We start from the raw sequence: 23684 nt of genomic DNA, 5'->3' as shown, positions 1-23684 counted from the left end.
CCTACCTGATTACTTTCGGTTCGTCTGTCCCTTGTTCTTTACCGAGAAAAATATCTGCATTTTCTGGTTGTGCCGCGAGTACTCGCTTGCGCCACACTAATGCAATTATTCCGCCCAAGCACACGATGATAGAGGTCCAAATATTGAGCCGCAGACCTAAAATCAAGGTGGCATCATCGATTCGTAACGCCTCGATCCATACGCGCCCCAAGGTGTAAATCACAATGTAAAGCGCAAGGAGCTCTCCCCCGCGAAGCCTAAACTTTCGTTCCGCTGCCAACAGAACAAAGAATCCGGCCAGACACCACAGCAGTTCATACAAAAATGTTGGATGGAACGTTGTCCCCGGTGCGTATCCGGCAGGCAGATGCGCGCTGTCTATCTCAAGCCCCCATGGCAGATCTGTAGGCGCGCCGAAGAGCTCTTGGTTGAAATAATTTCCGAGGCGCCCGATCGCCTGCGCGAGCATAACTCCTGGAATAAAGGCATCCGCAAATGGACCGAATCGCAAATTCTTACGACGTAACACGAGCCAGGCAGCGACTGAACCAAACAGAACAGCTCCCCAAATCCCGAGCCCACCTTCCCAGATTCGAAAGATTTTCGTCCAATCCCCGTGTTCACCGAAGTAGGCGGCTGGGGAGGTAATGACGTGATAGGTTCGAGCACCAAGAATTCCCGCTAAAACCACCCACATAGCAACATCTTCAGAGACATTTTCCGGTCCGCCCTTTTTGACATATCTTTTGTCACCCAGATACCACGCGATGAGGATCCCAGCAAGGATAAACATCGCATAGGCACGAATCGGGATAGGACCAAGCATCCACACTGACTGCGGAGGCGAAGGAATCGAGGTTAGCACAGGTTCTCCTTTGAATTTCGAGAGCATGACAGGATAATCATATAGTCACACATTCGTCGATTTACTAGTGGGTTGTTTATCAGCGAGTGCCAAAATGTCAATCACTATAACAACATCGGAATCCCCCTGCGCCTGCGCAGACGGGACAGCAACAGCAATTCGCGAACCGACACGTTGGTCTACCAACCCAGCTTGTAAGCCTGCGAAGACCTCGTTGACAGCAATATACGCTGGTGGATTGCCGTTGGTAAAAGTATTTTCAATTTCGGTTCCATCGGTTTTCGCCAATATATAATTTGCATAAACGACGTCGTCCTCTGATACTTGAGCACCAGATCCTGCGATAACGGGCGTTACTTTAACATTGTCAATCGCACCGTCCATTGTTCCCACAACTGGAATTCCATCTTCAGTCGCAGTCACATCAGGTACTTGAACATCAGTTTTTTGCGATTGCGGCTCACCTATAATTCGTGATGGCAAAATATCGACGATGGTGATTGACACTCGCCCATCTACGGGACGGACGACGGCCAGTCGCGATCCTTCTTTTTTACCGACGACGACGTCGGCTAACTTTCCTACTGATTCGGAGGTTGCAACGCCACTAACTATCGTGGGTAAGTCGGCGACCTGTGACCATTCGTCACCCTGGGCATTAAACTTTGTCGCACGCATAAGGACTTGCTCATCAGCTCTAATCGTGCGACCGTCGCCACTGATCAATTCTTTAATTGACTGCTTTTCAGTAGTTGGATGTCCCGTCGTCGTCACCGTGACTGCGGCACCAAAGTTCCCTTCAACGTGCATTGAAAATTCTGGCACATCGTTGCTCGACCGCCACCACATTGTTGATATGCCTATGCCGACGAAGAATGCCACAACTGCCATCGCCGCAGCTAACACCTTGTTCATTGCTTCTCCATAGATTCGATTAATGAGTCAACAGCTCCATTTTCCGGGGCAAACGGATCGGTCAAAGATATCGTCGTTCCGCTTCCATCGTTAAACAAACGCACCAGTCCCCAATCGACTGCATAGTCGCGATGATGACGCTGTGCAGCCTGAATAAACTTTGCACGAATAGACGCCCGCGAATCATTCGGTGCCCAATCGAGAGCACTTCGAATCATCGAGGGTGTAGTTCGACGTGCGAGAATCCCTATCTGTTCTAATCTGTCGCGTAGTCCGCCTGCAGAGATATCGTGCCACGCCAGTTCAAGACGAGTAATTCGATCGTCACTGAGGGCAACGTTATGCCGGTGGCGATAGCGAGTGATCAGTTCGTATTTCGCAATCCACTCGATTTCAGTGTGCACCGTTGAAAAGTTACTCGTTGCAAACGCATCAAGAGCACGGCCCCATAAGTCAAAAACATACCGTGTGGTTTCATCGAGACCAGCGAGCCATCCCTGACGAGTATAGTGCTCAAGAACAGTATCGAATATCTTTCGTTGAATATCGATGGCACGAATCGTAGAGCCGTCAGCCAACGGTAGCAAAATATTTCCAGACAAATCTTGGGCAACACTTCTGATTGCTTGCATTGGATCTGCCAACGAAAATGCTGGTAGCCGAACACCATCTTCCATGACATTGAGCACTGCATGAGTCATTCCGGTTTTCAGCAAAGTAGTCGTATCACTCATGTTTGAATCCCCGACGATCACATGCATCCGGCGATATTTATCTGCATCTGCATGCGGTTCATCACGAGTGTTAATCATTGGTCGGGTACGAGTGGACGATGTCGAAATGGAATTGTGCATATGACGGGCACGCTGAGAAACTTCAAAACGTACTGTGCCCGGTTCACGATGAACATAGCCGGCACCAACTAGCAGCTGGCGTGTAACGAAAAACGGAACTAGCTCTGCTAGCCGATCAAGAAAATCGCGCCGTCGTCGAACCAGATAATTTTCATGACATCCGTACGAATGTGAAGCTGTATCAACGTTATTCTTAAATAGGTGGATATGACAGCCCAAGGTAGCGGAAGCTTTGTCCGCCATATCCCGCAGGAGTTGATCGCCAGCACGATTTTGGCTTGCAAGATCGATAATGTGCTGGCACTCTGCCGTCGCATATTCTGGATGATCGCCGACATCTAGATATAACCGACCACCGTTAGTTAAAAATGCTGATGTAGCACCGGAAGCCTGTTGCATATCGGCGAAAAGACTTCGAGCAATCTCGCTCGGATCTATATTAACATGGGCGCCTTGAGAGTCTGAACACGCCAATCCGTACTCTGTCTCAAGGCCGATAATACGCCGATTCACTGGCCGCCCTTTTGTACAAAACCTTGGACAAAAGCCGAGGCATTTGTTTCGAGGATATCGTCAATATCATCTAATAATGCATCGACATCAAAAGGGGCGGCTTCACTCTGTCCAGCAAAGACGTTGTCCTCGGTTACTGACTCAGTTTGGGGACGGATAAATTCTTGTTCGCTCATTGTTACTCCTCGAGATCACATAGTAAACGTATCAATAGTAGACATAGCACTTCGCGGCGAGGTAAAGAAATCGCGGATCTGGTGCTGGTTCGGATACTGCGGCTCGTTAAAGTTCAATCGCTGCGAGCCCGCAGAAGTGGCCAGTTGTGCTGATGTCCATCCCAGCGTAAGAACATCGGAACCATAATGTTTTAGCAACTCGCTACGGAAGAATGCTCTGGTATCAACAGGTGCTGTGTGCATTGCTCGGAGAACGTCGTCGTGATCAAACAACCGATCGACTTGCCCAGCCGCATCAAGACGGTTGACAATCGATACGTCCGGTCGCAAATCATGCCATTGGAGATCGAATGCGCGTAGCTGGTCTGCATCCCAAGCCAGCTGACGACGAACCCGCATGCGGTCGAGCATACGGTACTTCGCTACCCATTCAACACGAGAAGCTGCCACAAAAAGATCCCGCCTCAAGGTATCTATAGTGTCTTGCCATAACTTAATAAATTGATTCGTTTCTTGATCAGCAATTCCGCATCGTTCTAATGTTGTTCGAACGGCATCAAGATATATTTCTTGGATATCTAGTCCAGTTCGCGTTGAACCATCGTGCATATCAACCGCTCTGCGTAATGTGGGGTCATGAGAGATTTCCCAAGTCGCCGCAACCGGTTCAAATAACACTAACGCCTCGAGATCAAGTGGCATTGCGTCTTGCTCAAGCATCCACAAAACAAGATTAGTCGTACCAATCTTCAACAAGGTGGAGTAATCAAACTGGTTGGCGTCACCACCGATAACATGAAGTCTACGGTATTTGGTCGACGGCGCATGTGGCTCATCGCGGGTATTAATAATCGGCCGGTTATACGTTGTTTCCAGCCCGACTGCGTTTTCTACATAATCGGCTCGTTGCGAGATCTGAAAGCCGACGCCTTGCGAACTTTGTCCCAGACCGACCCGGCCAGTTCCGCATAGGATTGGGCGAGACACAAAGAACGGCGTGAGATAGCGGATGATGTCGTTAAAAGGTACGTTACGATCTACCAGATAGTTTTCGTGGCTCCCATACGCTGCGCCTTTACCATCCACATTATTTTTATACATAACGATATGGCGGCCACGACGAGACAACAACGACATCGCACGACGAGCGATCTCTTCCCCAGCTCGGTCCCATAGCACCGCATCATAAGGATTCGTAACTTCGGGACTAGAATACTCTGGATGCGCATGGTCAACATACCAACGCCCGCCATTGCTCACTGCTGTATTCGTTGCGGCAACATGAGAAGGCAGAGTTGACAGTGGCGGAACCGGATTATTTGTCAGTTGGTCAGGGCGAACCACGTGCGGGCCAACTCGAAAACCACGTGCGTCATTGAGTGGATCTTCTGAGTAAAAATCCCACGCCGCAACTGGCTGTCCGGATTCTCTGACGTAGGCATCAACGATGTCAGCACTGAGCTTGAATGGATCTTGAATAGTAGCATCGGCATCAAGAATGCCAAATTCCGTTTCCAGACCAACGATGCGTTTAATCGTCATAAAATCTCCATTGTTACGCTTGCCGTAGGCGGTGTACCGCCACAACATCGTGCCGATCATGTACTCGTGCCCATTCGCGGGGATTATCCACGTGGGCTAGAGTCTCATTCTCAGCGAGGTCAGCACGCACTGCCCTAAGCAGATGTTCAGTTCGTACTCCTTTTTCGCCTGTTGCCAAAACATCTTTAATAGCAAACGTTTTGGCACGCTCAACAATAGCTGCCAACATAGCACCAGAAACCAAATGGTGGGCATACAGTGTTTCGCTCGTGCCATCTTGATAGGTAACATCAACATACGCGTTTTGCGGACCCTCATGCCATAAGTTATCCACAGTTGCCCGAATCATTCCGGCGATTGCTGCTTCCACAGACCCATACTGGGCAAGTTCTGACTCATGAATCGGGACCGTGGGAACTAAATACTTCCCCAAGATATCGATTGCGTCATTGTAGGTAGGACGCGAAATATGAATTTTTACATCCAAACGCCCGGGACGCAAGATAGCTGGGTCAATCATGTCTTCACGATTAGACGCACCGATAATAATGACGTTATCGAGTGCTTCCACACCGTCGATTTCAGCTAATAGTTGCGGAACGATAGTCGTTTCGACGTCGGACGAAATACCCGATCCGCGGGTGCGGAACAACGCTTCCATTTCATCAAAAAAGATCACCACCGGTATTCCACTGGTAGCTTTTTGACGTGCTCTATCGAAAATCTCCCTAATCTGCCGCTCGGTTTGTCCAACGTACTTATCGAGCAACTGTGGGCCTTTAATATTGAGGAAATACGCGCTGTCTTCGCCAAACATTCGAGATAACGAGGTCGCTACTGCACGCGCAATTAACGTTTTGCCAACTCCAGGAGGACCATAAAGAAGGACTCCTTTAGGTGGCTTCAAACCGTGTTCGCGGTAAAGCTCTGGGTAGCGGAATGGTAGCTCAATAGCGTCCCGTAGTTGCTCAATTTGGGAAGCCAATCCACCAATATCGGAATACGAAACATCTGGAGTTTCTTCTAACAACAAGTGGGATACATCCGCACGATCAAGTTTTTCGAGAGCAAAACCAGATGTGGGATCTGCGAGGACGAGATCGCCAACGCGCACACCTTGCTCGAGCAAACGCCCGGCAAGCTGAACAATCCGGCTTTCGCCACCAGCTGCAGTAACAGAAACCCGATCCGTGCCAATCAGATGGTCAATTGTTACGGCCTGCCCTACCTTGCCATATGAGCCCACACCAACAATAACTTGACGTTCATTGAGCAAAACATTTTGCCCAGGACGAATATTATCAAACGAAATCCACGCCGCTGCAGTAACTTCGATTCGCTTTCCGGACTGGAAAACGAGAGCAGTGTGTTGCGAGACGTTAGCAGATATAAACACCGCAACAGTGTTCGGCGGTTTAGACAAAGATTCGAGATGATTACTTAGCTCTTTTATCCGGTCTCGAGCGCTTCCTAAGGCTTTACTCAGCTCACGATTCTGTTGAGCGAGCGTGCGTAGATCAGGTTCTTGAGTACTCATACATCTCTCTAGTCGTCAGCTTGTTGTTTCCTAGCGGCCAAACGAGCTTGCGATTCTGCATCCAGCTTGGCTTGCATCGCCACACTATGGTCCCCAGCAAGCGAGGTTCCGGATAATTCGGTATCTGCCCGCCGTGCGACATCGCGCCGAACCTTACGAAGCTTTTTCTCCGAAATAGTTCGTTCTTTAAAATCGTCACTTTCCCAAGCTAGAGGTTCCGAATGTGCAGCCGGAGCTGGGCGTTTCGTCGGAACCAGTGGCGCAGAGTCGCGTCCGATTCGCCGTGCTACAACGAGGAACCCAGTATGCGCCACCATGCGATGATCTGGGCGTACCGATAGACCGTCAAGATGCCATGTGCGAACCATTGTTTCGGAGGACTCCGGTTCGGTGAAGCATTCGGATGCGCGCAGATCTTCAACGAAGCGAGACATCTGGGTAGTCGTAGCTACATATCCAATAATGACACCGCCAGAGCGCAAAGCATGCGCTGCGGATGAAATGTTCTCCCATGGCGCAAGCATGTCGAGTACGACAGTATCGATACTGCCTTCATCCATGCTGGCAAGTACGTCGTCGAGATCTCCTAAAACGACATCCCACGGTGGTAGCTGCGGGCCGAACCATGATTCCACATTAGCTTGTGCGATTTCGGCAAATTCAGCACGTCGTTCCACAGATGTCAGATGCCCATCCATACCAATGGCAGAGAGCAATGACAGTGCTAATGCCCCCGAACCAAGACCTGCCTCCACCACGTGTGCACCTGGAAAAACGTCTGCCTGCTGAATGATCTGGCCTGCGTCTTTTGGATAGACAACTGTTGCTCCGCGCGGCATCGACAACACATAATCATTGATCAGCGGTCGAAGCGCTAGTAAGCGATGTCCAGAATCAGTGTCTAAAACTGTTCCTTCTTCCTTGCCGATCAGCTCAGAATGACGAAAACTTCCACGCTGGGACTGAAAATACCCATCTTTCGTGAGCATAACGGTGTATTTCCGGTTTTTGGTATCGGTCAGCTGTACACGTTCGCCAGCACGAAAGGGACCACGGCGGCGCTCAGCGCCTAAAGGATGAGGATAATTATTCACCACTCCATCTTATGTGACAATAAAACTTTCTGGCAGAGCCAAAAATGTGGGATACATTAGCCGTGCTACACACTAGGTCTGATATTATGGAAATGTCGTCAATAAATTTGGGAGCACACAATGTTATTCAAGGTAATGCGAATCTTAGGGTTTATGTGTTTCGCAATATCGTTTCTATGCTTTGTTGGCGCAGCTAATAACGTCTATTTGTTGGATGTTTTTGTATCGCAGCATCCACGACTTGGACCAGAAAACGGCATAACTCTGGCAGAATTCGAGAAGCTCACCGGAGCACTCGTTTATTTTTCATACTCGCTAGGGTTCAGTTTCGTCGGAATCGTTTTTACCGCGCTCACCAAAAAATTTGCGCGTTAATTTCATATCGCCGCTGGTGTGAGAACTTTTTGGAGTTATGAGTTGCCCTGATGATGTGGGGGTCACCGGGTAAAGTGGCAGTTATGTCATCACATCATGCTGCTATTTCTCCGTCCCGGGCATCAGATTTTCGTACCTGTCCCCTGAAATTCCGGTTCCGCGTTATTGATAAGCTGCCAGAGCCGCCGTCACGTGAGGCGTTACGTGGCACGATCGTGCATGCTGTTTTGGAGCATTTATATGACCGGCCGGCTGATGAACGGCACGAAGCGGTTGCTCAAGAATCGTTAATCCCTACGTGGGAAGCGCACGTGGAGCGGTCTCCCGAAAATGCCGAGCTCTTTGAAGATCATGAACACCTGACACAATGGCTGGAATCTGCCCGACCGCTTATTTCGTCTTATTTTATGCTGGAGAATCCGCAATACTTACAGCCAGCCGGACGCGAGCAGTTCGTTAATGCCACCTTGCCGTCTGGATTGGCAATCCGGGGAATTATTGACCGGCTGGACAAAGCACCTAACGGAGCACTACGCATTGTGGACTATAAGACGGGTAAGTCCCCTGCTCCTCGCTTCCAAGACGGCGCGATTTTCCAGATGCGTTTCTATGCCACCGCACTTTTTTATGAGCAAGGCACGCTGCCGTTGCGCACGCAATTGCTTTACCTTAAAGATCGTCGCGTACTGACATATGACCCAGTCGAAGCGGATATCACGACGACGACGAACGAGCTCAACCAACTTTGGTCAGCAATCCGTGGCCGGATCGACGATGGTCATTTCGAAGCGAAAAAGGGTCCGTTGTGTAACTGGTGCCATTTTTCGTCGCTGTGCCCGGCGTTCGGAAATGTTGCTCCACCAATTGATGAGACCGGTATCAAGCAGCTACTCACTGCCGAGCAGCCAGTAGCTTCTCCAAACGTGGAATCGAAAGATCAGTCAGCGAATCTACAATAACCAACCCATCCAGTGGTGGGATTGGAACTTGGAATGGAATTGCTACTGTTAACGCTCCCGACGCATGAGCAGAACGAATTCCCGGATCTGAATCTTCGAAAGCAACGCAATCACGAATATCGACGCCAAGTTTTTCTGCAGCCAACCGGTATGGCAATGGATCTGGTTTACCTCGTCCAGTAGGCACCTCATCCCCGGTTACTGCAACAGTCAGATCTGGGCATGCGTCTAACGTAAGTTGGGCGAAATCAGCGTACGACGATGTCACTAAAGCCGTAGGGATCCCAGCCTGTACACATTCATCGATGAGTTCACGGGCGCCAGGGCGCCACGGCATTCCGCGAGTTTTTGCTTGATGAATAACTTCATCTACCAAAAGTGGAGCAAGTTCCGCTGGTGTCAACGGTAAATTTAAGCGTGATACTAACAGTCGGCAAGAATCCTCGATTGCGCGCCCAATAAGATCATTTTGGTCACCATCATTCCACGATTTTCCATACCGAGCAAAAACGGCTTTTTCTGCCTCAAACCAGAGAATCTCCGAATCTGTCAGCGTCCCATCCATATCGAATAACGCGGCAGCAACACCCATCTGGTTCTCCTTAGTAGACGTGCAGTAAACCTTGGCTGAGGAGAACAACCACAGCCCCTGACAACACTAGCCGATAAACGACGAACGGCATATACGAGTTTGTTTCAACAAGCCGTAAGAACCATACGATGACAGCATATCCCACTGCGAACGCAGTTACCGTTGCGATCAGTAACGGCATTGCGGAGACTTGCGGGCCGGTTCCGTCGTCGGAAAAAAGACGATAAAAACCAGAACCAAGAATCGCTGGAATGGCAAGCAAGAACGAAACTCTCGCAGCAGCACTGCGGGTGTACCCCAAAAGCAAACCGACTGTAATGGTTCCACCAGAGCGTGATACGCCGGGGACAAGCGCCATGGCTTGTGCAAAGCCCAAGACGATTCCGTCACGCAACGACATATCTGTTAAAGCAAGCCGTCGTTTGGAGAATCGATCAGCAAGTCCTAGGAATAAGGCAAATAGGGCCAGCATCAACGCAGTAAGATACATATTTCGGAAAACTGAGTCAATCGCATCTTCCAGCAACAGGCCTAAAACAACAATCGGCATCGTTCCTAAAATGACGATCCACCCTAGCCGGACATCTGGATGTGTCCGTGCGACTCTGTTTTTCCACGGGCCGAACGGCAAGGCTTGGAACCACGCGCTAATAAAGCGGACAATATCTTTCCAGAAATATAGAATGACTGCGGTTTCGGTTCCGATTTGAGTCACCGCAGTAAACGTAACCCCTGGATCGCCAAGGCCGGGGAACAAATCGCCGACGATACGCAAGTGCGCAGAGGACGAAATTGGCAAGAACTCTGTCAGCCCCTGCACGATACCTAAAATAATTGCTTCAAAAATACCCACGTGTCAACATTACCGCTCGCCACGAAAGTCTATTAGGCTGACACATGTGAAGAAGAACAAGGTTGGACTTTCTGGATTACACGTAGGCCACATCGGGCTCGGCACTCTTACCTGGGGACGAGACACCGAATACGACGACGCAGCGCTGATGTCCCAAGCATTGCTGGATGCCGGGGGCAATCTTATTGACATCTCCCCTCTCTACGGCGAAGGACTCGCCGTTAGCGTACTTGGGCACATACTTCAGGGAAATATTGATCGCGACGACGTCATAATCTCCGTACACCTCGGTCTAGCAATAGAAGACGGCCGTGTTAATCATGATCCTTCGCGTAGCGGCCTACTACGATCCTTAGACCACGTCCTCAGCGAGCTTGGTACCGACCACGTTGATATCGTGTCTTTGGCTGCTCCGGCTCCGGATGTTCCATTCCGAGAAGTCATCGATACCTTAGCCTCTATGGTGTGCGACGGGAAAACCCGATATCTTGGATTAGCTAACCATCCAGCTTGGGAGATTGCCCGTATAAGCCAGTACCTTACCGACATGCACCTTCCGGAGCTCACGAGCATCAATGCTGATTACTCCTTGCTCAACCGCGTGATAGAAGAAGATGTCACGGCTGTTGCCAACGCCTTTGGGCTCGGCATCATTGCTCAATCACCGCTGGCTGGCGGAGTATTAACTGGAAAGTACCGCCGGACAATTCCGGCCACCTCGCGGGCAGCTACTGAGCATCTATCGGCAACAGTAGACCGCTATCTTGATGCCGAATCGCGACGTCTAGTTGAAGCTGTCGTTAAGGCAGCTGATGGTCTTGGGCGAACCCCATCAGATGTGTCGTTGGCGTGGCTGCTAGCGCAAAAGCATGTGGCAAGCGTTCTGTCAGGTGCCCGCACAGTGGCACAGTTCGATCAGCTTCTGGCATTAGATCTAAGTCCGCTCCCAGCACAGGTTGCTGATGTTTTGAGCGAAGTTACTGCATAAAACACATGTGCGGGAGCCTCAGATTTTAGCTCCCGCACATGGTTAAGAATTTTATATTAACGAAGAGTTACAATTCTTCGTCCTCATCGTCCTCATCGTCTTCGTCGTAGTCATCAAGGTCGTCATCGTCGTCGTCGAAATCGTCTTCCTCATCATCGAAATCGTCGTCGTCAAAATCATCGTCATCGTCCACGTCATCTAAGTCGTCGTCATAGAAATCGTCTTCATCGAAAGTATCAAACGGCGCTTCAATACCATAATGGGTGAACAACGAATCGTCATACATGATGTACGCGTCTGCAAGTCTATTAGCATAACGCATAACCTCAGGTGCATCGGCATCCCGATAGGTGACAGCAGCAGCGTGGAACTCATCAAGAGCTAACCGCAGTTTTTCGAAAGCAAGACGTGGATCAGTAGCCATACGTTAAGCCTATCTCTCTTCACTCAAATAACAAACCTCAATGAGAAAAATGCTCAGATTCATCCATGATGTGATTGAAATGTGTAGCCGAAAGCTTCCTTCCGAGCCAAAATTCTTCGGCAAGAAGTGCTTGCGACACCAGCATGTGTACCCCGTCAAAGACGGTAGCTTGTACAGTCAGTGCATCTTGGACTAGCTGAGTACGACGTGGAAAGTAGACCGCGTCTGCAACAACATGGTTGCTACGAATCCAATCATGCGGGATAGGAGAAACCCCTGTATGTGCCGGCGCCATACCAACTGATGTACAGTTCAATACGATATCGCTTCGAGAAATAACATCCTGAGCCGTTGGGGAGACCATAGAACACACGTCTATTTGAGGGGTCGCAAGTTGCGGTTGCTGACTAGCAATACGATCAGCCAGTTCGCGAGCTCTACGCAGCCCAGCGCCTTCCCGGTTAAGGAGTGTAATCGCGCCTGCCCCGTATTCTGCTGCCGCCAGAACAACTGCTGTGCCAGCTCCCCCAGAACCGATTACCGCAACGCTCGCTGCACTAAGATCATAACCTGCCTTTATCAACGGATAGAGCATTCCCATACCGTCAGTCGAATGTCCAATCTTTTTATCCTGATCAAACAGAATCGTGTTGACCGACTGAGCCAACGCAGCCGATGGAGTTATAACATCAAGATACTCGATGACATCACGTTTATACGGCATTGTTACGTTAATTCCGGTATACCCATCGTCAGCTAGTCGATCCAACGTTGCTGCGAGTTCAGAACGCCCAAATGGCAGCAGCTGATATGAGGCGTGAATGCCAAGAGTTAATAGCGAACGCGAATGAATAGCTGGCGATAACGAATGCGAGATTGGATCCCCAATAAGGCCAAGTTTGATATCCACGGACAAGCCTCACTTTGTATACAATGATTAGCAATGCTAACGGGATAATGAAAAGGTCTCATCCGAAAAATCAGATGAGACCTTGTCTGTGCGCGGAGGGGGACTTGAACCCCCACCCACTATACGTGGACTAGCACCTCAAGCTAGCGCGTCTGCCTATTCCGCCACCCGCGCAGGTGGTTGAAACTCAGCTCCAAGAAGCCTTGCCTCAAGCGACGGATTAAAATTTATCATTCCCAGAGCCAAGATGCAAAATATCGATGCTATTTTTGGTGTGATCTGAAATACTATCCGCTTTTGGTTCCACTTTTGACCTTGTTAGCGAAAATCTGGGAGTACATATAAGGTTGATGTATGACTTCTAAAAACCTAATGCCAGATCCACACCGACCAGAAGACCTCGTTCGGCAGTTCCACGAGGTTTATCATCTTCCAATCGTTGATGACGCACCAAATGCAGATCGTGAACGCGTGCATATGCGCTTGGCTTTGATCGCCGAAGAATTTAGTGAATTAGTAGGTGCCGTTTATGGGAAGCAAGCTCGCTCCGATATTGAAAGCGCTTGGGCATGCGCTCAGTCCCACGATGATCTGTCCCGTGACACAATCGAAGTTGCAGACGCTCTTGGCGATCTCGTTTACGTCATCTACGGTATGGCCCTCGAACTAGGTATTCCGTTGCCTAAAGTACTCGAAGAAATTCAAGCATCAAATTTGTCTAAACTTGGGGCCGATGGCGAGCCTATCTTCCGAGAAGACGGGAAAGTACTGAAAGGACCAGACTATTTTCCGCCACGCATCGCTAGAGCACTTGGATTTGAAAGCTAACAGGCCTCCGCGTAAGCGTACAAGATTCGCTATCTGATACGCCGGAGTGTAAACAAACTCAAGATAATTCAGTCCTATGCAGTGTCATTGCATAGGACTGAATCTTGATCCCAACTTATCTAAACCGGTACAGAGTACAGCTTTGTTTAACGATTGCGGTCTACTCGTCTCGCTTAGTATCGGTGACGATTTCTGCGTCTTCGATATCATCCTCAAGTGTTGCCTGCACAATCTTGTACGCAAGATCATCGACATGTTGTTCCAGATTTTTACGTGTTTTCTTGCGTTTACTACGATCAAGCTGATGGAGAACAGGAATTGCTTTGGCAATGTTTTCTAATTCATCGCGCCACTGTGCAGCCTGTTGGGCGGTATCAACCTTATTCGCAGCCCCGTATAGGTAAGCAGCTTGTTCGCGAAGGACGTCTACTCGATCCGCCAAGTGTTTAAGAGCTCGACCATTACTTGAGGCCAAAACGCCTAATCGTTGTTTAAAAACATTGAAATATTCCGGATTAGAGTTTATCAATTGACGAATCTGTGGCCCGTATGTTTGAACCAGCTTCACAACCGTTGGGCCAACAACCGCTGCAACACGAATGAGCTTTTTAAATTTCCCCATGTTTCCTGCCCTTCCTGAACAGCTTTTATCTTATCGTGTGAGTTCACCTTTTACTGTTTGAGTATAATTTTTAGTCAATTATTATCGAAAATTCCTTGATTTAAAGGGCACAAACGCGTGGAGTTTTTCAGCTTTATCTGCAAGAAAATTTACCGCACCGTCTTGTCCTTCAAGTACGCCTCGAATAACAACTATGTTACTGTTCAGGTGGTCTTTGTATGCAGCCCAAAAGCCCTTTGAGCACACAACATTTATCATTCCTGTCTCATCTTCGAGAGAAATGAAGGTTACCCCATGAGCAGTACGTGGTCGTTGCCGGTGGGTTATGCATCCCGCTATATAAATTCGAGTCCCCACAGGCTGTTGAACCGCTCTGCTAATCGTCACAATGCCAGTTTCTTCTAGTTCTTTTCGATAAATTTCTATTGGATGGCTGAATGGCGTTATTCCAGTAGATATAAAGTCTGCGACTAACTCATCTGTACTCGACATACGAGGCAAGCCTTTAGTATCTATCCCAGTTTCAGTTCCAGGAATAGTAGGTTGAAACCAATGGGTACTTCGCAGTCCAGAAAAAGCGCTGCTTTCGGCTGCCCATATTCCTTCTCTACGAGTTATCCCTAATGAAGCTAATGCTCCTGCAGACGCTAATAATTCAATATTTTCTGCCGACAATTCTGCACGATAAGACAAATCAGCTAGAGATGTGAAGGGTTGTTCCTTGCGAGCCTGAATAATACGAGTACTAGCCTTTCCTAACCCGGAAATATGTTCGAGACCTAGCCTGACCCCACTATCGGGATGATTATTTACTAGTTCAGTTCGCTTTTGGTCACCACTGATTAACGTTCCGTCATACTTTTGCACAGTAGAATACTCAGCAGAAAATGAAACGTCTACTGGCAAGATATTAATACTATGCAAGCGTGCATCAGCCACCAGCGATTGCGGCGAATAAAATCCTAATGGCTGAGAACGAAGTAGTGCAGCATAAAAGTGCTCTGGATAATAGACTTTCAGCCATGCACTTGCATAGACAAGATACGCAAACGAAAATGCGTGCGATTCTGGGAAACCAAAATCAGCAAACGCATCAAATTTATGGAAAATTTCTTCCGCAGTTTGACTATCAATCCCTCGGCGGCGCATTCCTTGTATAAGCTGATCGCGAAGCTGAGCAATACGTTCGTGGCTCCGCTTAGCACTCATTGCCTTACGTAGCTCATCAGCTTGTGCCGGAGTAAAACCTGCCGTGTCTATTGCGATTCGCATGAGCTGTTCTTGAAACAGCGGTATTCCAAGTGTTTTTTCTAACGCTGGACGTAATAGTGGATGGGCATAAGTAACTTTTTCTCGACCACGACGCCGCGCAATATACGGATGAATACTTCCGCCTTGAATAGGGCCTGGCCGAACTAATGCCACCTCAATAACAATGTCATAAAAAGTACGGGGCCGTAACCGCGGCAAGGTTGCCATCTGCGCTCGCGATTCTACTTGAAACACCCCTACAGTATCGGCAGCGCATAGAAGATCATAGACACGTGGATCATCCTGAGCAATATTGTGTAGGCCGATAGGCTCACCGTTGGTACCATACACTTTTTGTTGCTGTATTTGGGTAAACGCAATCCGCAAAGCGGTGAGCATTCCAAGTCCTAGCAGATCGAATTTAACTAATCCGGCGTCTGCACAAGACTCTTTATCCCACTGCACTACTGTACGCCCAGCCTTCGTAGCCCATTCAACTGGGCAAACATCAAGTATCGGTCTATCGCACAACACCATTCCGCCAGAATGAATACCCAAATGCCGGGGCAAATCTTCCATCTGCCGTGAAATATAGCTGACTTCCTGTGGTATCGCTGCAGACAGATCTTCCTTATTTTTTCCGCTGCTCCAGCGAGTTATATCAATAACTCCATAACCTAACGCACGAGCCGAATCACGTAGCGCGGATTTTTGACGATACGTAATAACATTCGATACTTGCGCAGCATACCTGCGTCCATAGCGCTGATAGATATGTTGAATAACTTTTTCACGTTGACCAGCCTCAATATCTACATCGATATCTGGGGGTTCTTGCCTGTCCGGAGAGAGAAATCGTTCGAAAAGCATTTTATGTTTAACCGCATCAACAGCGGTTATGCCTAACGCAAAACACACTGCAGAGTTTGCTGCTGAGCCCCTCCCCTGACACCAAATACCCTCATTATGGCAGAAATTAACAATCTCATCGACGATAAGAAAATAGCCAGCAAAACCGAGCTGATTAATAACATCCAGTTCGTGCTCAATCAGTTGCCAGGCTTCCTTATTATCGCCGTAACGTTTTTTAGCTCCACGCATGACAAGCTCTCGTAGCCAGGTTTCCTCAGTATGCCCTTTCGGTACTGGAAAGAATGGAAGCTTGGGCGTGATGAGTGAAAAATCAAAAGCGCATTCGTTGCCTAACCTAGCTGCGTATTCCACTGCTTGTGGAAAGTCGCGGTGCAAAGACATCATCTGTTGATACGAGCGAAGCATCTGGGGCGTTGGAGATAACTGCGGGCGCAACTGCTCCAGCGTTGTATTATGCTTGGTTGCCGCTAAAACATCAGCTAATGGTTTTTGCCTATGATACGCCATATGAACATCGCCAGTTGCTGTATAAGCGATCCCGGAACGAATCGCAATCTCATGTAAAATTTTACGTCGTTCCCTGTCTAGTGGGTCTCCGTATGCAATCATTTCAATAACGATATTTTCTTTTCCGAAAAGATCTGCCAGCTTAGTTAACGATTGATAAGCGGCCTCTTTACCCCAAATTCCTTCACGTTTTTCCAGAGTCTGATAAAGATGACTGTGGCGACTGCCCGTCAAAACGTACCATGACTCATCGCTTATCTTTGCGAGAGACCGTAGATCATACGTAGCTACACTTTTCTTCTGGGAAGCTAGTAAAGACTCGCCAATCGCATGTGATAGAGACCGATATCCATGCGCAGATTTTGCTAGAACTACTAAATGTGAGTTGTCATTTTCTAGCCGAACTTCTGAGCCAATAACAGTAGGCATATCATGGTTCTTAGCTGCATTAACAAAGCGAATCACTCCGGGGAACCCATCGTAATCTGTCAATGCTAACGCAGAAATATCAAGTTCTTTAGCTCGCCTGACTAATTCTTCCGGATCAGCTGCGCCAGTGAGAAAAGAATACGATGAGTGAACATGCAGTTCAGCATACTGACTCATTGATATATCCCATCCAACCACCAGCTCCCTTTTTCCCTAAATATTAAAAAAGCGAAATCGCGAGACACACATTGCATCCAAGCACGATAGTAGTTTTCTTCCTGAGACCACCATCCTTCCCATTGGATCCATGGTCCAGCAATTTTTGTGATCGCAAATTGGTCCTCCTTATAGAGCAAGGTCAAAGAGTCTATCGACTGGCATTTTTCAGCGCAGGCAAAGATGCCATCGTTATCCACCAAAAGCTCATGCCCTAACCGATCTTTAACCGCTATTCTTTGGGGTTTTTCTAGCAAAGTCGTAGGCCATGGTTTAGGCAGCTGACCGATCCACTCGTTGCGGGAGTCACCTTCTGGTTTTGTTCCCCATTGCTCTATCAGATAAGCCTCCCTAGGATAGCGTCCGCCTCGAGGAAAAGCCGTCAGAACTGAAGACTCTCCAATTAGGCTCCGTACCCGTTCTATTGCACGCTGCGCATCACGGTATTGGGCGTTTTTGTCTCCCCATAAAGGTTTTTGCGCAACACCCGATGGCAACAGATGAAGAGCACGTAGAATAATAGAGGTAATCCCAAAAGGTTCTTCCATTGGTTCTTGTTTCTCAGATTCCCATTGCCGTATCCAGGAAGAAATTTGCCACCGAACTCGTTGAGATATGTCCTTGACCTCTGCCGCGTGTATTTGCCAATGTCGCTTCTGCAGATTTCCGTTAGACATCATGATCGTTACTTCTAGTTCTTCTGCTATGACATTCCGCTGAATAAGCTGATCAACCAACTTTTGTGCCATCGATTGCGCAAGAAACGCAACATGATCTATCCGAGTAACAGGTTCCTCACACTCGTGAATTACCACTTCAGTCTGGGTACCAGTGTAAGCAGGAGGAAAAACATCTTTACCATCGATAAGATCAAGAACTTCTTGCGCTGTTTTGCCAAATCTTTCGAAAAAAGAGCGCCGATCTAAACGCCGAATATCAGATATTCGTTCAAGCCCTAACAGATGCGCCAGAGCAATGAAATTTTCAATACGATGATGCTTTTCAGTCGAAAAATATGAGCATAAAAGTGTATCTACTGAGCGCTCATCGAGAATGTCGAATACCGTATCAACATCTAAATCTTTATACGCAGCTTGAACTGATGCATAAACCCCAGGCGCAAAACCGATATGGGCCTCTGCCCCAGTTTCTGCTGCTATCTCACCGATAAGAGTCTCTGCCAAAATAGATCTATCGCTTATCCGCGGCACAATAAATACAGCCAATCCAGGTTCAAGGATCGCGCAATGAAGAACATGCGCGCAAAGAACATCCATGACATCATCAAATTTTCCCTTAGTCAGCACCCGATCCTCGTTGACTATTTTTACATTTGTATAACGGGAGGCATACGCAGCAGATATGCCAGTTTTAAGACCTTGTCTATGTGCCGCGTCATTTACATCAGTAACGTTTTTACCGTGAACCACTGCGATTGGTTGTGTCGCATCATAGCCTCTACTATGCGCCATAACTGCCACGCTCCACTGTGGAATCCAAATAGCTCCATACATCACACACTGCCCCATCCGGTATGAGAAAATCTCACCAAAGCAGATCCCCACCATGACGAAACTTCATAGTCCATATGGCTGATAGGACAGATCTCTGCAACACGTCGCTCATTTTTCAAAATTTCACCGCTGGCATCGCGCATGACTCCATGCACTTGGTCTGTACTCCCAGCCCAAGATCCTAAACTGAATAAAACACCGGACCGAGCTCTTACTCTGCGTTCTAAAATTCGTTGTTGCCGATGCGGAATGAGCGTACTAGGAGCAATAACAACATCAAATCCATCGATAACAGCTGACATCACTTGTGCAGAATGTTGCGAAACGTAAGGAATCGTCACGCATCTATGCAACGATATACCACTAGCATCTGCGAGGGACCACCCCCAAGAAGGCATTCCTACGCATGCTACCCAAGCTCCTTGCCGTGCAACTATGCCGGCCAGCATCACGCCAATGCTCAAGGATCCAGCAATCTCAACAATGCTTCCTTTAGCGATTCCATGCGGGAAAACTGGAAGAAGATACTGCGGAACATCATAAACATTGTGGTACACCACAGGTTCCTTGACCGGACGTACCCCAGCATTACGCTCCGCTTCAGCAAGAACACGTTGTGCCAATGCAAGACGATTATTCACAACTCCCCTTTCGAACATCTGTTCGATAGATTATCCTACAGCTCCCACATAAAATTCATGACACTTTTGCGCTAATCTTAAAAGGTGTTAAATTTTGTATTCCATGAACCAAAGATTCCAGGCAACACCGGCAACGCCATACGTTTAGCAGCATGCACCGGTGCTCGTCTACATCTCATTGAACCGCTCGCTTTCAATTTTGCCGACGCGCATCTACGCCGTGCCGGTCTCGATTATCACGATCTAGCCGACGTCGTCATCCACCCCAATTGGGAAGCTGCAAAAGAATACTTCGGAAATGATCGACGCATCTTTGCATTCACATCGCACACTGAAAACAGCTACGCAGATGAACGATACCAAGACGAAGACGTTCTACTTTTTGGAACCGAACCAACAGGCCTTCCCAGCGATGTCCTCGACGATCCGTACATTACCAAGCATCTGCGGATCCCTATGCTCCCCGGCCGACGCTCGCTCAATTTAGCCAATTCAGCATCAATCGCAGTTTATGAAGCATGGCGTCAACTGGATTTTATAGCCGCGGCCGACATATCCTGAGCCCTCCAGCTGTGCCGGGTATACCCTCCTGACTTTAGCCGGGCATACCTCAATCCTTGAGGTATGGCTGAATACTCATATGCAGAACGGGTTTTAGGCAGCGTTCTTGGTAAAACATTGGCTCGCCGTCGTAAAGAACTCGGGAAAACACAGGAACAGGTAGCAAACGAAGCACAAATCAATCGGGAACACTACCAACAAATGGAGTACGGGCGCTCAGACCGCAAACGCAATTCGCCGCTCAATCCGCGGCTGAGCACGCTGCTCAAGCTCTCTGCCGTGCTTGACACGGAAGTCGAGGTTCTCCTGCGAGATGCAATTGCGGCTTATCGCTATACTCAAGCACATGAGGAGCAACTTTAACGGATCCGCAACTCCCATGCGGCCACTGCTCCGGCAGCTGCAACATTGAGCGAATCGACTTCGCCTGCCATCGGAATAATAACTGCATGATCGGCATGCGCAATTGTCGCCGCGTTCAAACCGTCACCCTCGGTACCCAAAATAAGAGCAACTTTCGAATCTGGAGCTGATACTTCTGGAAGACGAGCAAACTCGTCAAGCGTCAGCGCATCTTTTCGCAACGCCAAAGACGCAGTAATCCACCCGTTGTCCTTCAAAGTTTGCATGGAACGTGGCCAATGAGTGATACGGGTCCACGGCACTTGGAAAACTGTGCCCATCGATACCCGTACAGAACGCCGATAGAGCGGATCAGACGCCGAATCCGTCAGTAAAACCGCATCAAATCCCAACGCGGCCATCGAACGGAACACTGCCCCAACATTCGTGTGGTTGACAAGATTTTCCAAAACCACTATTCGCCGAGCAGAACTATGCTTACCAATAAAGGTTTCTATCGGCAGCAATTCTGGCCGATTCATTGCCGCCAAGGCGCCACGATGGACATGGAAACCAGTAAGTTGCTCAAGCAGTTCTTCACTAGCAAGATATACCGGAACTGTGCCACCATCCACCGAGCCTGTAGCCTGTTCAATAATCGGCTGCATTGCGGACAACCAACGTGCAGTCATAATAAACGACCGTGGCGTATGCCCGGCGGCAACTGCTCGCCGAATAACTTTATCTCCCTCTGCCATATACAGCCCGCGCTCCGCTTCAAGACTTTTACGAAGGGCAACGTCAGTGAGTGACGTGTAGTCAGTTAGCCGTGGATCTTCTAATGAATCTAGCTCGATAATCACGCCTACTAGTGTACAAGAATCCCCACTGCACCAGCATGCAGTGGGGATTCTTAACTAAATTATGCAAATTTCTAGCTATTTTGACTAGATTCTTCTGCTACTTCAGTTGCCTTATGTGCTTCGCCTTGCGCATCAGCTAACGCCTCATCCGTGCTTTGCAAAATAGTATTTGCTAACGAAGTAGCCAATTCACCGTCGTCAAGTCCGCTGAAATCCACTTCGGTGTTTTCTTCAGTGGCTTTTCCAGTGAATCCAGCGGTCACTGCGTTCAACGCAGCGGTAAGTTCAGTTGGAACAATCCAGAGCTTCGACGACGACGATTCCGCAATCTGCGGCAACATCTTCAAGTATTCGTACGATAGCAACTTCGGATCTGCATTACCACGATGAATAGCATCAAAGACCTGTAAAATCGCGCGAGATTCGCCTTGAGCCTGCAGAATTGCGGCTTGAGCTTCACCTTCTGCACGTAAAATCTTGGATTGCTTTTCACCTTCTGCAGTAAGAATTGCTGATTGCTTAATACCTTCGGCGGTCAAAATTGCGGCACGACGATCACGTTCTGCTCGCATCTGCTGTTCCATCGCAGACTGTACGGTCGTCGGTGGATCAATAGCTTTCAGTTCTACGCGAGATACTCGAATGCCCCACCGGCCAGTTGCTTCGTCAAGAACGCCGCGTAGCTGACCATTTATTTGGTCACGGCCAGTCAGTGCCTGCTCCATATCCATTGACCCAATGATGTTACGTAGAGTCGTTACTGCAAGCTGCTCGATCGCTGCCATCGGGTTAGCGATCTCATAGGTCGCAGACTCTGGTTGAGTCACTTGATAGTAAATGACCGTATCAATATTGACCACAATGTTATCCGAGGTGATCACGGGTTGTGGCGGAAATGGAACCACCTGCTCACGCATATCGATACGCTGACGAACCGAATCGATGAACGGTACCAAAAAGTGCAGACCAGGTTTAAGCGTTTTATGATACTTTCCTAGACGCTCCACGATAACGGTGAATCCCTGATGCACCTGAAGTACCGCACGCCAAATAGCCACTACGATAAATAACGCTAAAATTGCAAGAACAACTAGCAACACCATAGAGGCGATATCCGTTTCGTTTCCCATAGTGGAAACCTCCTTTTATTAGGCCCGCCCTAGGCAGGAACCACGATAGCTTGAGCGCCTTCCACTGTTGTAACAACAACGTTTACACCAGCTTCGATTGGATCACTACCTGTTTTAGCGCTCCAAGTTTCGCCATTGATTTTAATTTGTCCAGATGAGCGGTCTATCCGAGTCAAACTAACTGCTTCTTGGCCGGACATGGCGTATACATTTGATTCGCCGGCAGAAGAATTATTGATATGACGGCGTGCCCACGGACGGACAAGGAACAACAATACAGCCGAAACTATCGCAAATGTGACAACCTGAAAAACCAAGTTTCCATCGATTGCAGACACTCCTGCTGCCGCTAATGCACCGCCAGCCACCATTGTGAATGTGAAGTCAACTGTGAGCATTTCTAAAATCAGCAACACTGCAGAAATTATTGCCCAAATTCCCCAAGCCATCTGCGCCCTCCTAAGGACGATTAATTTTATTCATTCTATCAGGAATCAGACATGGAAGGCGCCTAGTAGCTAACGACGGGCAGCAGCAAAATAACGGCCGTTTTCTTTGCTTATGTGAGTAACGAGCCCAAAAACTTCGGTCATATTTTGGTTGGTTAATACGTCGTCGATCGGGCCACTGGCAAAAATCTTACCTTCTTTCATCAACAATGCGTGAGTAAACCCGATCGGAATTTCTTCCACATGATGTGTTACTAGCACGATCACGGGCGCGTAAGGAGCTTGGCTAAAATCCTCGAGCGTCATCATTAATTGTTCCCGACCGCCAAAGTCAAGGCCTGCTGCGGGTTCATCAAGAACAAGGACTTCCGGATCAGACATAAGCGCTCGAGCGATTCCAACTCTCTTACGTTCCCCAGAAGAAATCCTATTAAACGGTTGATCAGCTAGTTGATCAACCCCTAACGAAGCTAGTAGGCCCAAAGCCCGCTGTGTATCTTCTTCATCATACGCTTCTGTCCATGACGAGCTTCGCCCATAAGCTGCCGTACGAACAACATCGAGCACAGTTTCGCGCCCACTGATCTTCGCATCGACTGCTTGTGAGGCAACTCCGACCAAGGCTTTTAATTCACTCATATCTGCAGTTGCTGGTGACTCCCCAATTATCGTTACATCACCATCCGTTGGGAGCATCCTACCCGTGGCCAAAGCAATGAGAGTGGTCTTCCCTGCCCCATTTGAGCCTAATACAACCCAGCGCTCATCATCATGAACCTGCCACGAAACATTATCCAAAATTTTTTGACCATGCCGAACAACAGTCACATTAGATACGTTTAAAACTTCTCCCATAGTCCT

The 23684-nt window shown here is 48.5% G+C and carries 25 protein-coding genes and 1 tRNA gene; 6 read left to right on the top strand and 20 right to left on the bottom strand.

Going from position 1 to position 23684, the window contains the following annotated elements; translation table 11 throughout:
* Window position 1: 1 nt before the first annotated feature.
* The 7 genes from lgt to KSO86_RS07015 are packed head-to-tail and all read right to left on the bottom strand — an operon-like array spanning window position 2 to window position 7496.
* Window positions 2-865, bottom strand: coding sequence for a prolipoprotein diacylglyceryl transferase (lgt, locus tag KSO86_RS07045; protein ID WP_366493605.1), 864 nt, complete (start codon window positions 863-865; stop codon window positions 2-4).
* 45 nt (window positions 866-910) lie between these two features.
* Window positions 911-1780, bottom strand: coding sequence for an FKBP-type peptidyl-prolyl cis-trans isomerase (locus KSO86_RS07040; RefSeq protein ID WP_216379341.1), 870 nt, complete (start codon window positions 1778-1780; stop codon window positions 911-913).
* Complete coding sequence (locus KSO86_RS07035) at window positions 1777-3147, bottom strand: proteasome accessory factor PafA2 family protein (RefSeq protein ID WP_366493608.1); 1371 nt, start codon at window positions 3145-3147, stop codon at window positions 1777-1779. The genes KSO86_RS07040 and KSO86_RS07035 overlap by 4 nt, the downstream gene beginning before the upstream one ends.
* Window positions 3144-3323, bottom strand: coding sequence for a ubiquitin-like protein Pup (locus tag KSO86_RS07030; RefSeq protein ID WP_216379342.1), 180 nt, complete (start codon window positions 3321-3323; stop codon window positions 3144-3146). Before KSO86_RS07030 ends, KSO86_RS07035 begins: the two co-directional genes overlap by 4 nt.
* A 15-nt stretch (window positions 3324-3338) precedes the next feature.
* A complete protein-coding gene (gene dop / locus KSO86_RS07025; protein WP_216379343.1) occupies window positions 3339-4865 on the bottom strand; it encodes a depupylase/deamidase Dop in 1527 nt (508 codons plus the stop codon).
* A 13-nt stretch (window positions 4866-4878) separates the two neighbouring features.
* Entirely contained in the window at window positions 4879-6402 is a 1524-nt protein-coding gene (gene arc / locus KSO86_RS07020; RefSeq protein WP_216379344.1) for a proteasome ATPase, read from the bottom strand.
* Between the two features lie 8 nt (window positions 6403-6410).
* Window positions 6411-7496 carry a tRNA (adenine-N1)-methyltransferase gene (locus KSO86_RS07015; RefSeq protein ID WP_216379345.1) on the bottom strand — a complete coding sequence of 362 codons (1086 nt, stop codon included), beginning with the start codon at window positions 7494-7496 and terminating at the stop codon, window positions 6411-6413.
* 120 nt (window positions 7497-7616) lie between these two features.
* On the opposite strand from KSO86_RS07015, the gene KSO86_RS07010 reads away from it, so the two are divergent.
* Entirely contained in the window at window positions 7617-7871 is a 255-nt protein-coding gene (locus KSO86_RS07010) for a hypothetical protein (RefSeq protein WP_216379346.1), read from the top strand.
* A gap of 83 nt (window positions 7872-7954) precedes the next feature.
* Entirely contained in the window at window positions 7955-8830 is an 876-nt protein-coding gene (locus KSO86_RS07005) for a RecB family exonuclease (protein WP_216379347.1), read from the top strand.
* Here the strand turns inward: KSO86_RS07005 and KSO86_RS07000 are convergent.
* Together KSO86_RS07000 and KSO86_RS06995 are read right to left on the bottom strand one after the other, a co-directional pair.
* Window positions 8763-9422: an HAD family hydrolase gene (locus tag KSO86_RS07000; protein WP_216379348.1), complete on the bottom strand. Its 660-nt coding sequence runs from the start codon at window positions 9420-9422 to the stop codon at window positions 8763-8765. The genes KSO86_RS07005 and KSO86_RS07000 overlap by 68 nt on opposite strands.
* A 10-nt stretch (window positions 9423-9432) precedes the next feature.
* Window positions 9433-10275 carry an undecaprenyl-diphosphate phosphatase gene (locus KSO86_RS06995; protein ID WP_216379349.1) on the bottom strand — a complete coding sequence of 281 codons (843 nt, stop codon included), beginning with the start codon at window positions 10273-10275 and terminating at the stop codon, window positions 9433-9435.
* A 46-nt stretch (window positions 10276-10321) separates the two neighbouring features.
* On the opposite strand from KSO86_RS06995, the gene KSO86_RS06990 reads away from it, so the two are divergent.
* On the top strand, window positions 10322-11263 hold the full coding sequence (locus KSO86_RS06990) for an aldo/keto reductase (RefSeq protein WP_216379350.1): 942 nt from the start codon (window positions 10322-10324) through the stop codon (window positions 11261-11263).
* 67 nt (window positions 11264-11330) lie between these two features.
* On the opposite strand, the gene KSO86_RS06985 is transcribed toward KSO86_RS06990, so the two are convergent.
* The 3 genes from KSO86_RS06985 to KSO86_RS06975 form a co-directional block, all read right to left on the bottom strand.
* Window positions 11331-11687: a hypothetical protein gene (locus tag KSO86_RS06985; protein ID WP_216379351.1), complete on the bottom strand. Its 357-nt coding sequence runs from the start codon at window positions 11685-11687 to the stop codon at window positions 11331-11333.
* Between the two features lie 37 nt (window positions 11688-11724).
* Window positions 11725-12597, bottom strand: a complete 873-nt coding sequence (locus KSO86_RS06980) for a shikimate dehydrogenase family protein (RefSeq protein ID WP_216379352.1) — start codon at window positions 12595-12597, stop codon at window positions 11725-11727.
* A gap of 89 nt (window positions 12598-12686) precedes the next feature.
* Window positions 12687-12771, bottom strand: a tRNA-Leu gene (locus KSO86_RS06975).
* Between the two features lie 180 nt (window positions 12772-12951).
* On the opposite strand from KSO86_RS06975, the gene KSO86_RS06970 reads away from it, so the two are divergent.
* Window positions 12952-13425, top strand: coding sequence for a pyrophosphohydrolase domain-containing protein (locus KSO86_RS06970; RefSeq protein WP_216379353.1), 474 nt, complete (start codon window positions 12952-12954; stop codon window positions 13423-13425).
* 160 nt (window positions 13426-13585) lie between these two features.
* Here KSO86_RS06970 and KSO86_RS06965 read toward each other — a convergent pair whose 3' ends face one another.
* From KSO86_RS06965 to imuA', 4 genes are all read right to left on the bottom strand, one after another.
* Window positions 13586-14047, bottom strand: a complete 462-nt coding sequence (locus KSO86_RS06965; protein WP_216379354.1) for a hypothetical protein — start codon at window positions 14045-14047, stop codon at window positions 13586-13588.
* 81 nt (window positions 14048-14128) lie between these two features.
* A complete protein-coding gene (locus KSO86_RS06960) occupies window positions 14129-17284 on the bottom strand; it encodes an error-prone DNA polymerase (RefSeq protein WP_216379355.1) in 3156 nt (1051 codons plus the stop codon).
* Entirely contained in the window at window positions 17281-18837 is a 1557-nt protein-coding gene (locus KSO86_RS06955; RefSeq protein WP_216431972.1) for a DNA polymerase Y subunit UmuC family protein, read from the bottom strand. The genes KSO86_RS06960 and KSO86_RS06955 overlap by 4 nt, the downstream gene beginning before the upstream one ends.
* On the bottom strand, window positions 18837-19478 hold the full coding sequence (gene imuA' / locus KSO86_RS06950; RefSeq protein WP_216379357.1) for a DnaE2-dependent mutagenesis accessory factor ImuA': 642 nt from the start codon (window positions 19476-19478) through the stop codon (window positions 18837-18839). Before imuA' ends, KSO86_RS06955 begins: the two co-directional genes overlap by 1 nt.
* Window positions 19479-19562: 84 nt before the next feature.
* Between imuA' and KSO86_RS06945 the strand changes: the two genes are divergently transcribed.
* Together KSO86_RS06945 and KSO86_RS06940 are read left to right on the top strand one after the other, a co-directional pair.
* The gene (locus KSO86_RS06945) at window positions 19563-20039 is read left to right on the top strand and encodes a tRNA (cytidine(34)-2'-O)-methyltransferase (RefSeq protein WP_216379358.1); all 477 of its coding nucleotides are present in this window, start codon (window positions 19563-19565) and stop codon (window positions 20037-20039) included.
* A 63-nt stretch (window positions 20040-20102) separates the two neighbouring features.
* Entirely contained in the window at window positions 20103-20402 is a 300-nt protein-coding gene (locus tag KSO86_RS06940) for a helix-turn-helix transcriptional regulator (protein WP_216379359.1), read from the top strand.
* Here the strand turns inward: KSO86_RS06940 and KSO86_RS06935 are convergent.
* The 4 genes from KSO86_RS06935 to KSO86_RS06920 all read right to left on the bottom strand — a co-directional run bounded on the left by KSO86_RS06935 (window position 20399) and on the right by KSO86_RS06920 (window position 23678).
* A complete protein-coding gene (locus KSO86_RS06935; protein WP_216379360.1) occupies window positions 20399-21244 on the bottom strand; it encodes a TrmH family RNA methyltransferase in 846 nt (281 codons plus the stop codon). The genes KSO86_RS06940 and KSO86_RS06935 overlap by 4 nt on opposite strands.
* 71 nt (window positions 21245-21315) lie before the next feature.
* Window positions 21316-22374 (bottom strand): SPFH domain-containing protein, encoded by a 1059-nt coding sequence (locus KSO86_RS06930; RefSeq protein ID WP_216379361.1) that lies wholly within the window; start codon window positions 22372-22374, stop codon window positions 21316-21318.
* A 29-nt stretch (window positions 22375-22403) separates the two neighbouring features.
* On the bottom strand, window positions 22404-22823 hold the full coding sequence (locus KSO86_RS06925) for an NfeD family protein (protein WP_216379362.1): 420 nt from the start codon (window positions 22821-22823) through the stop codon (window positions 22404-22406).
* Window positions 22824-22892: 69 nt separating this feature from the next.
* Complete coding sequence (locus KSO86_RS06920; protein ID WP_216379363.1) at window positions 22893-23678, bottom strand: ABC transporter ATP-binding protein; 786 nt, start codon at window positions 23676-23678, stop codon at window positions 22893-22895.
* Window positions 23679-23684: the final 6 nt, after the last annotated feature.

It is taken from the genome of Arcanobacterium phocae (assembly GCF_018913465.1).
In the GTDB taxonomy this organism is placed as follows: domain Bacteria; phylum Actinomycetota; class Actinomycetes; order Actinomycetales; family Actinomycetaceae; genus Arcanobacterium; species Arcanobacterium phocae_A.
Note: the sequence above shows the minus strand (reverse complement) of the source record. Positions and strands in the feature narration are given on the sequence as shown.

Coding starts and splice junctions, on each gene's coding strand:
- KSO86_RS07040 (WP_216379341.1), bottom strand. CDS start 1,780: ATGAACAAGGTGTTAGCTGCGGCGATGGCAGTTGTGGCATTCTTCGTC.
- KSO86_RS07030 (WP_216379342.1), bottom strand. CDS start 3,323: ATGAGCGAACAAGAATTTATCCGTCCCCAAACTGAGTCAGTAACCGAG.
- dop (WP_216379343.1), bottom strand. CDS start 4,865: ATGACGATTAAACGCATCGTTGGTCTGGAAACGGAATTTGGCATTCTT.
- arc (WP_216379344.1), bottom strand. CDS start 6,402: ATGAGTACTCAAGAACCTGATCTACGCACGCTCGCTCAACAGAATCGT.
- KSO86_RS07010 (WP_216379346.1), top strand. CDS start 7,617: ATGTTATTCAAGGTAATGCGAATCTTAGGGTTTATGTGTTTCGCAATA.
- KSO86_RS07005 (WP_216379347.1), top strand. CDS start 7,955: ATGTCATCACATCATGCTGCTATTTCTCCGTCCCGGGCATCAGATTTT.
- KSO86_RS07000 (WP_216379348.1), bottom strand. CDS start 9,422: ATGGGTGTTGCTGCCGCGTTATTCGATATGGATGGGACGCTGACAGAT.
- KSO86_RS06985 (WP_216379351.1), bottom strand. CDS start 11,687: ATGGCTACTGATCCACGTCTTGCTTTCGAAAAACTGCGGTTAGCTCTT.
- KSO86_RS06970 (WP_216379353.1), top strand. CDS start 12,952: ATGACTTCTAAAAACCTAATGCCAGATCCACACCGACCAGAAGACCTC.
- KSO86_RS06965 (WP_216379354.1), bottom strand. CDS start 14,047: ATGGGGAAATTTAAAAAGCTCATTCGTGTTGCAGCGGTTGTTGGCCCA.
- KSO86_RS06960 (WP_216379355.1), bottom strand. CDS start 17,284: ATGAGTCAGTATGCTGAACTGCATGTTCACTCATCGTATTCTTTTCTC.
- KSO86_RS06955 (WP_216431972.1), bottom strand. CDS start 18,837: ATGTATGGAGCTATTTGGATTCCACAGTGGAGCGTGGCAGTTATGGCG.
- KSO86_RS06940 (WP_216379359.1), top strand. CDS start 20,103: ATGGCTGAATACTCATATGCAGAACGGGTTTTAGGCAGCGTTCTTGGT.
- KSO86_RS06930 (WP_216379361.1), bottom strand. CDS start 22,374: ATGGGAAACGAAACGGATATCGCCTCTATGGTGTTGCTAGTTGTTCTT.
- KSO86_RS06925 (WP_216379362.1), bottom strand. CDS start 22,823: ATGGCTTGGGGAATTTGGGCAATAATTTCTGCAGTGTTGCTGATTTTA.
- KSO86_RS06920 (WP_216379363.1), bottom strand. CDS start 23,678: ATGGGAGAAGTTTTAAACGTATCTAATGTGACTGTTGTTCGGCATGGT.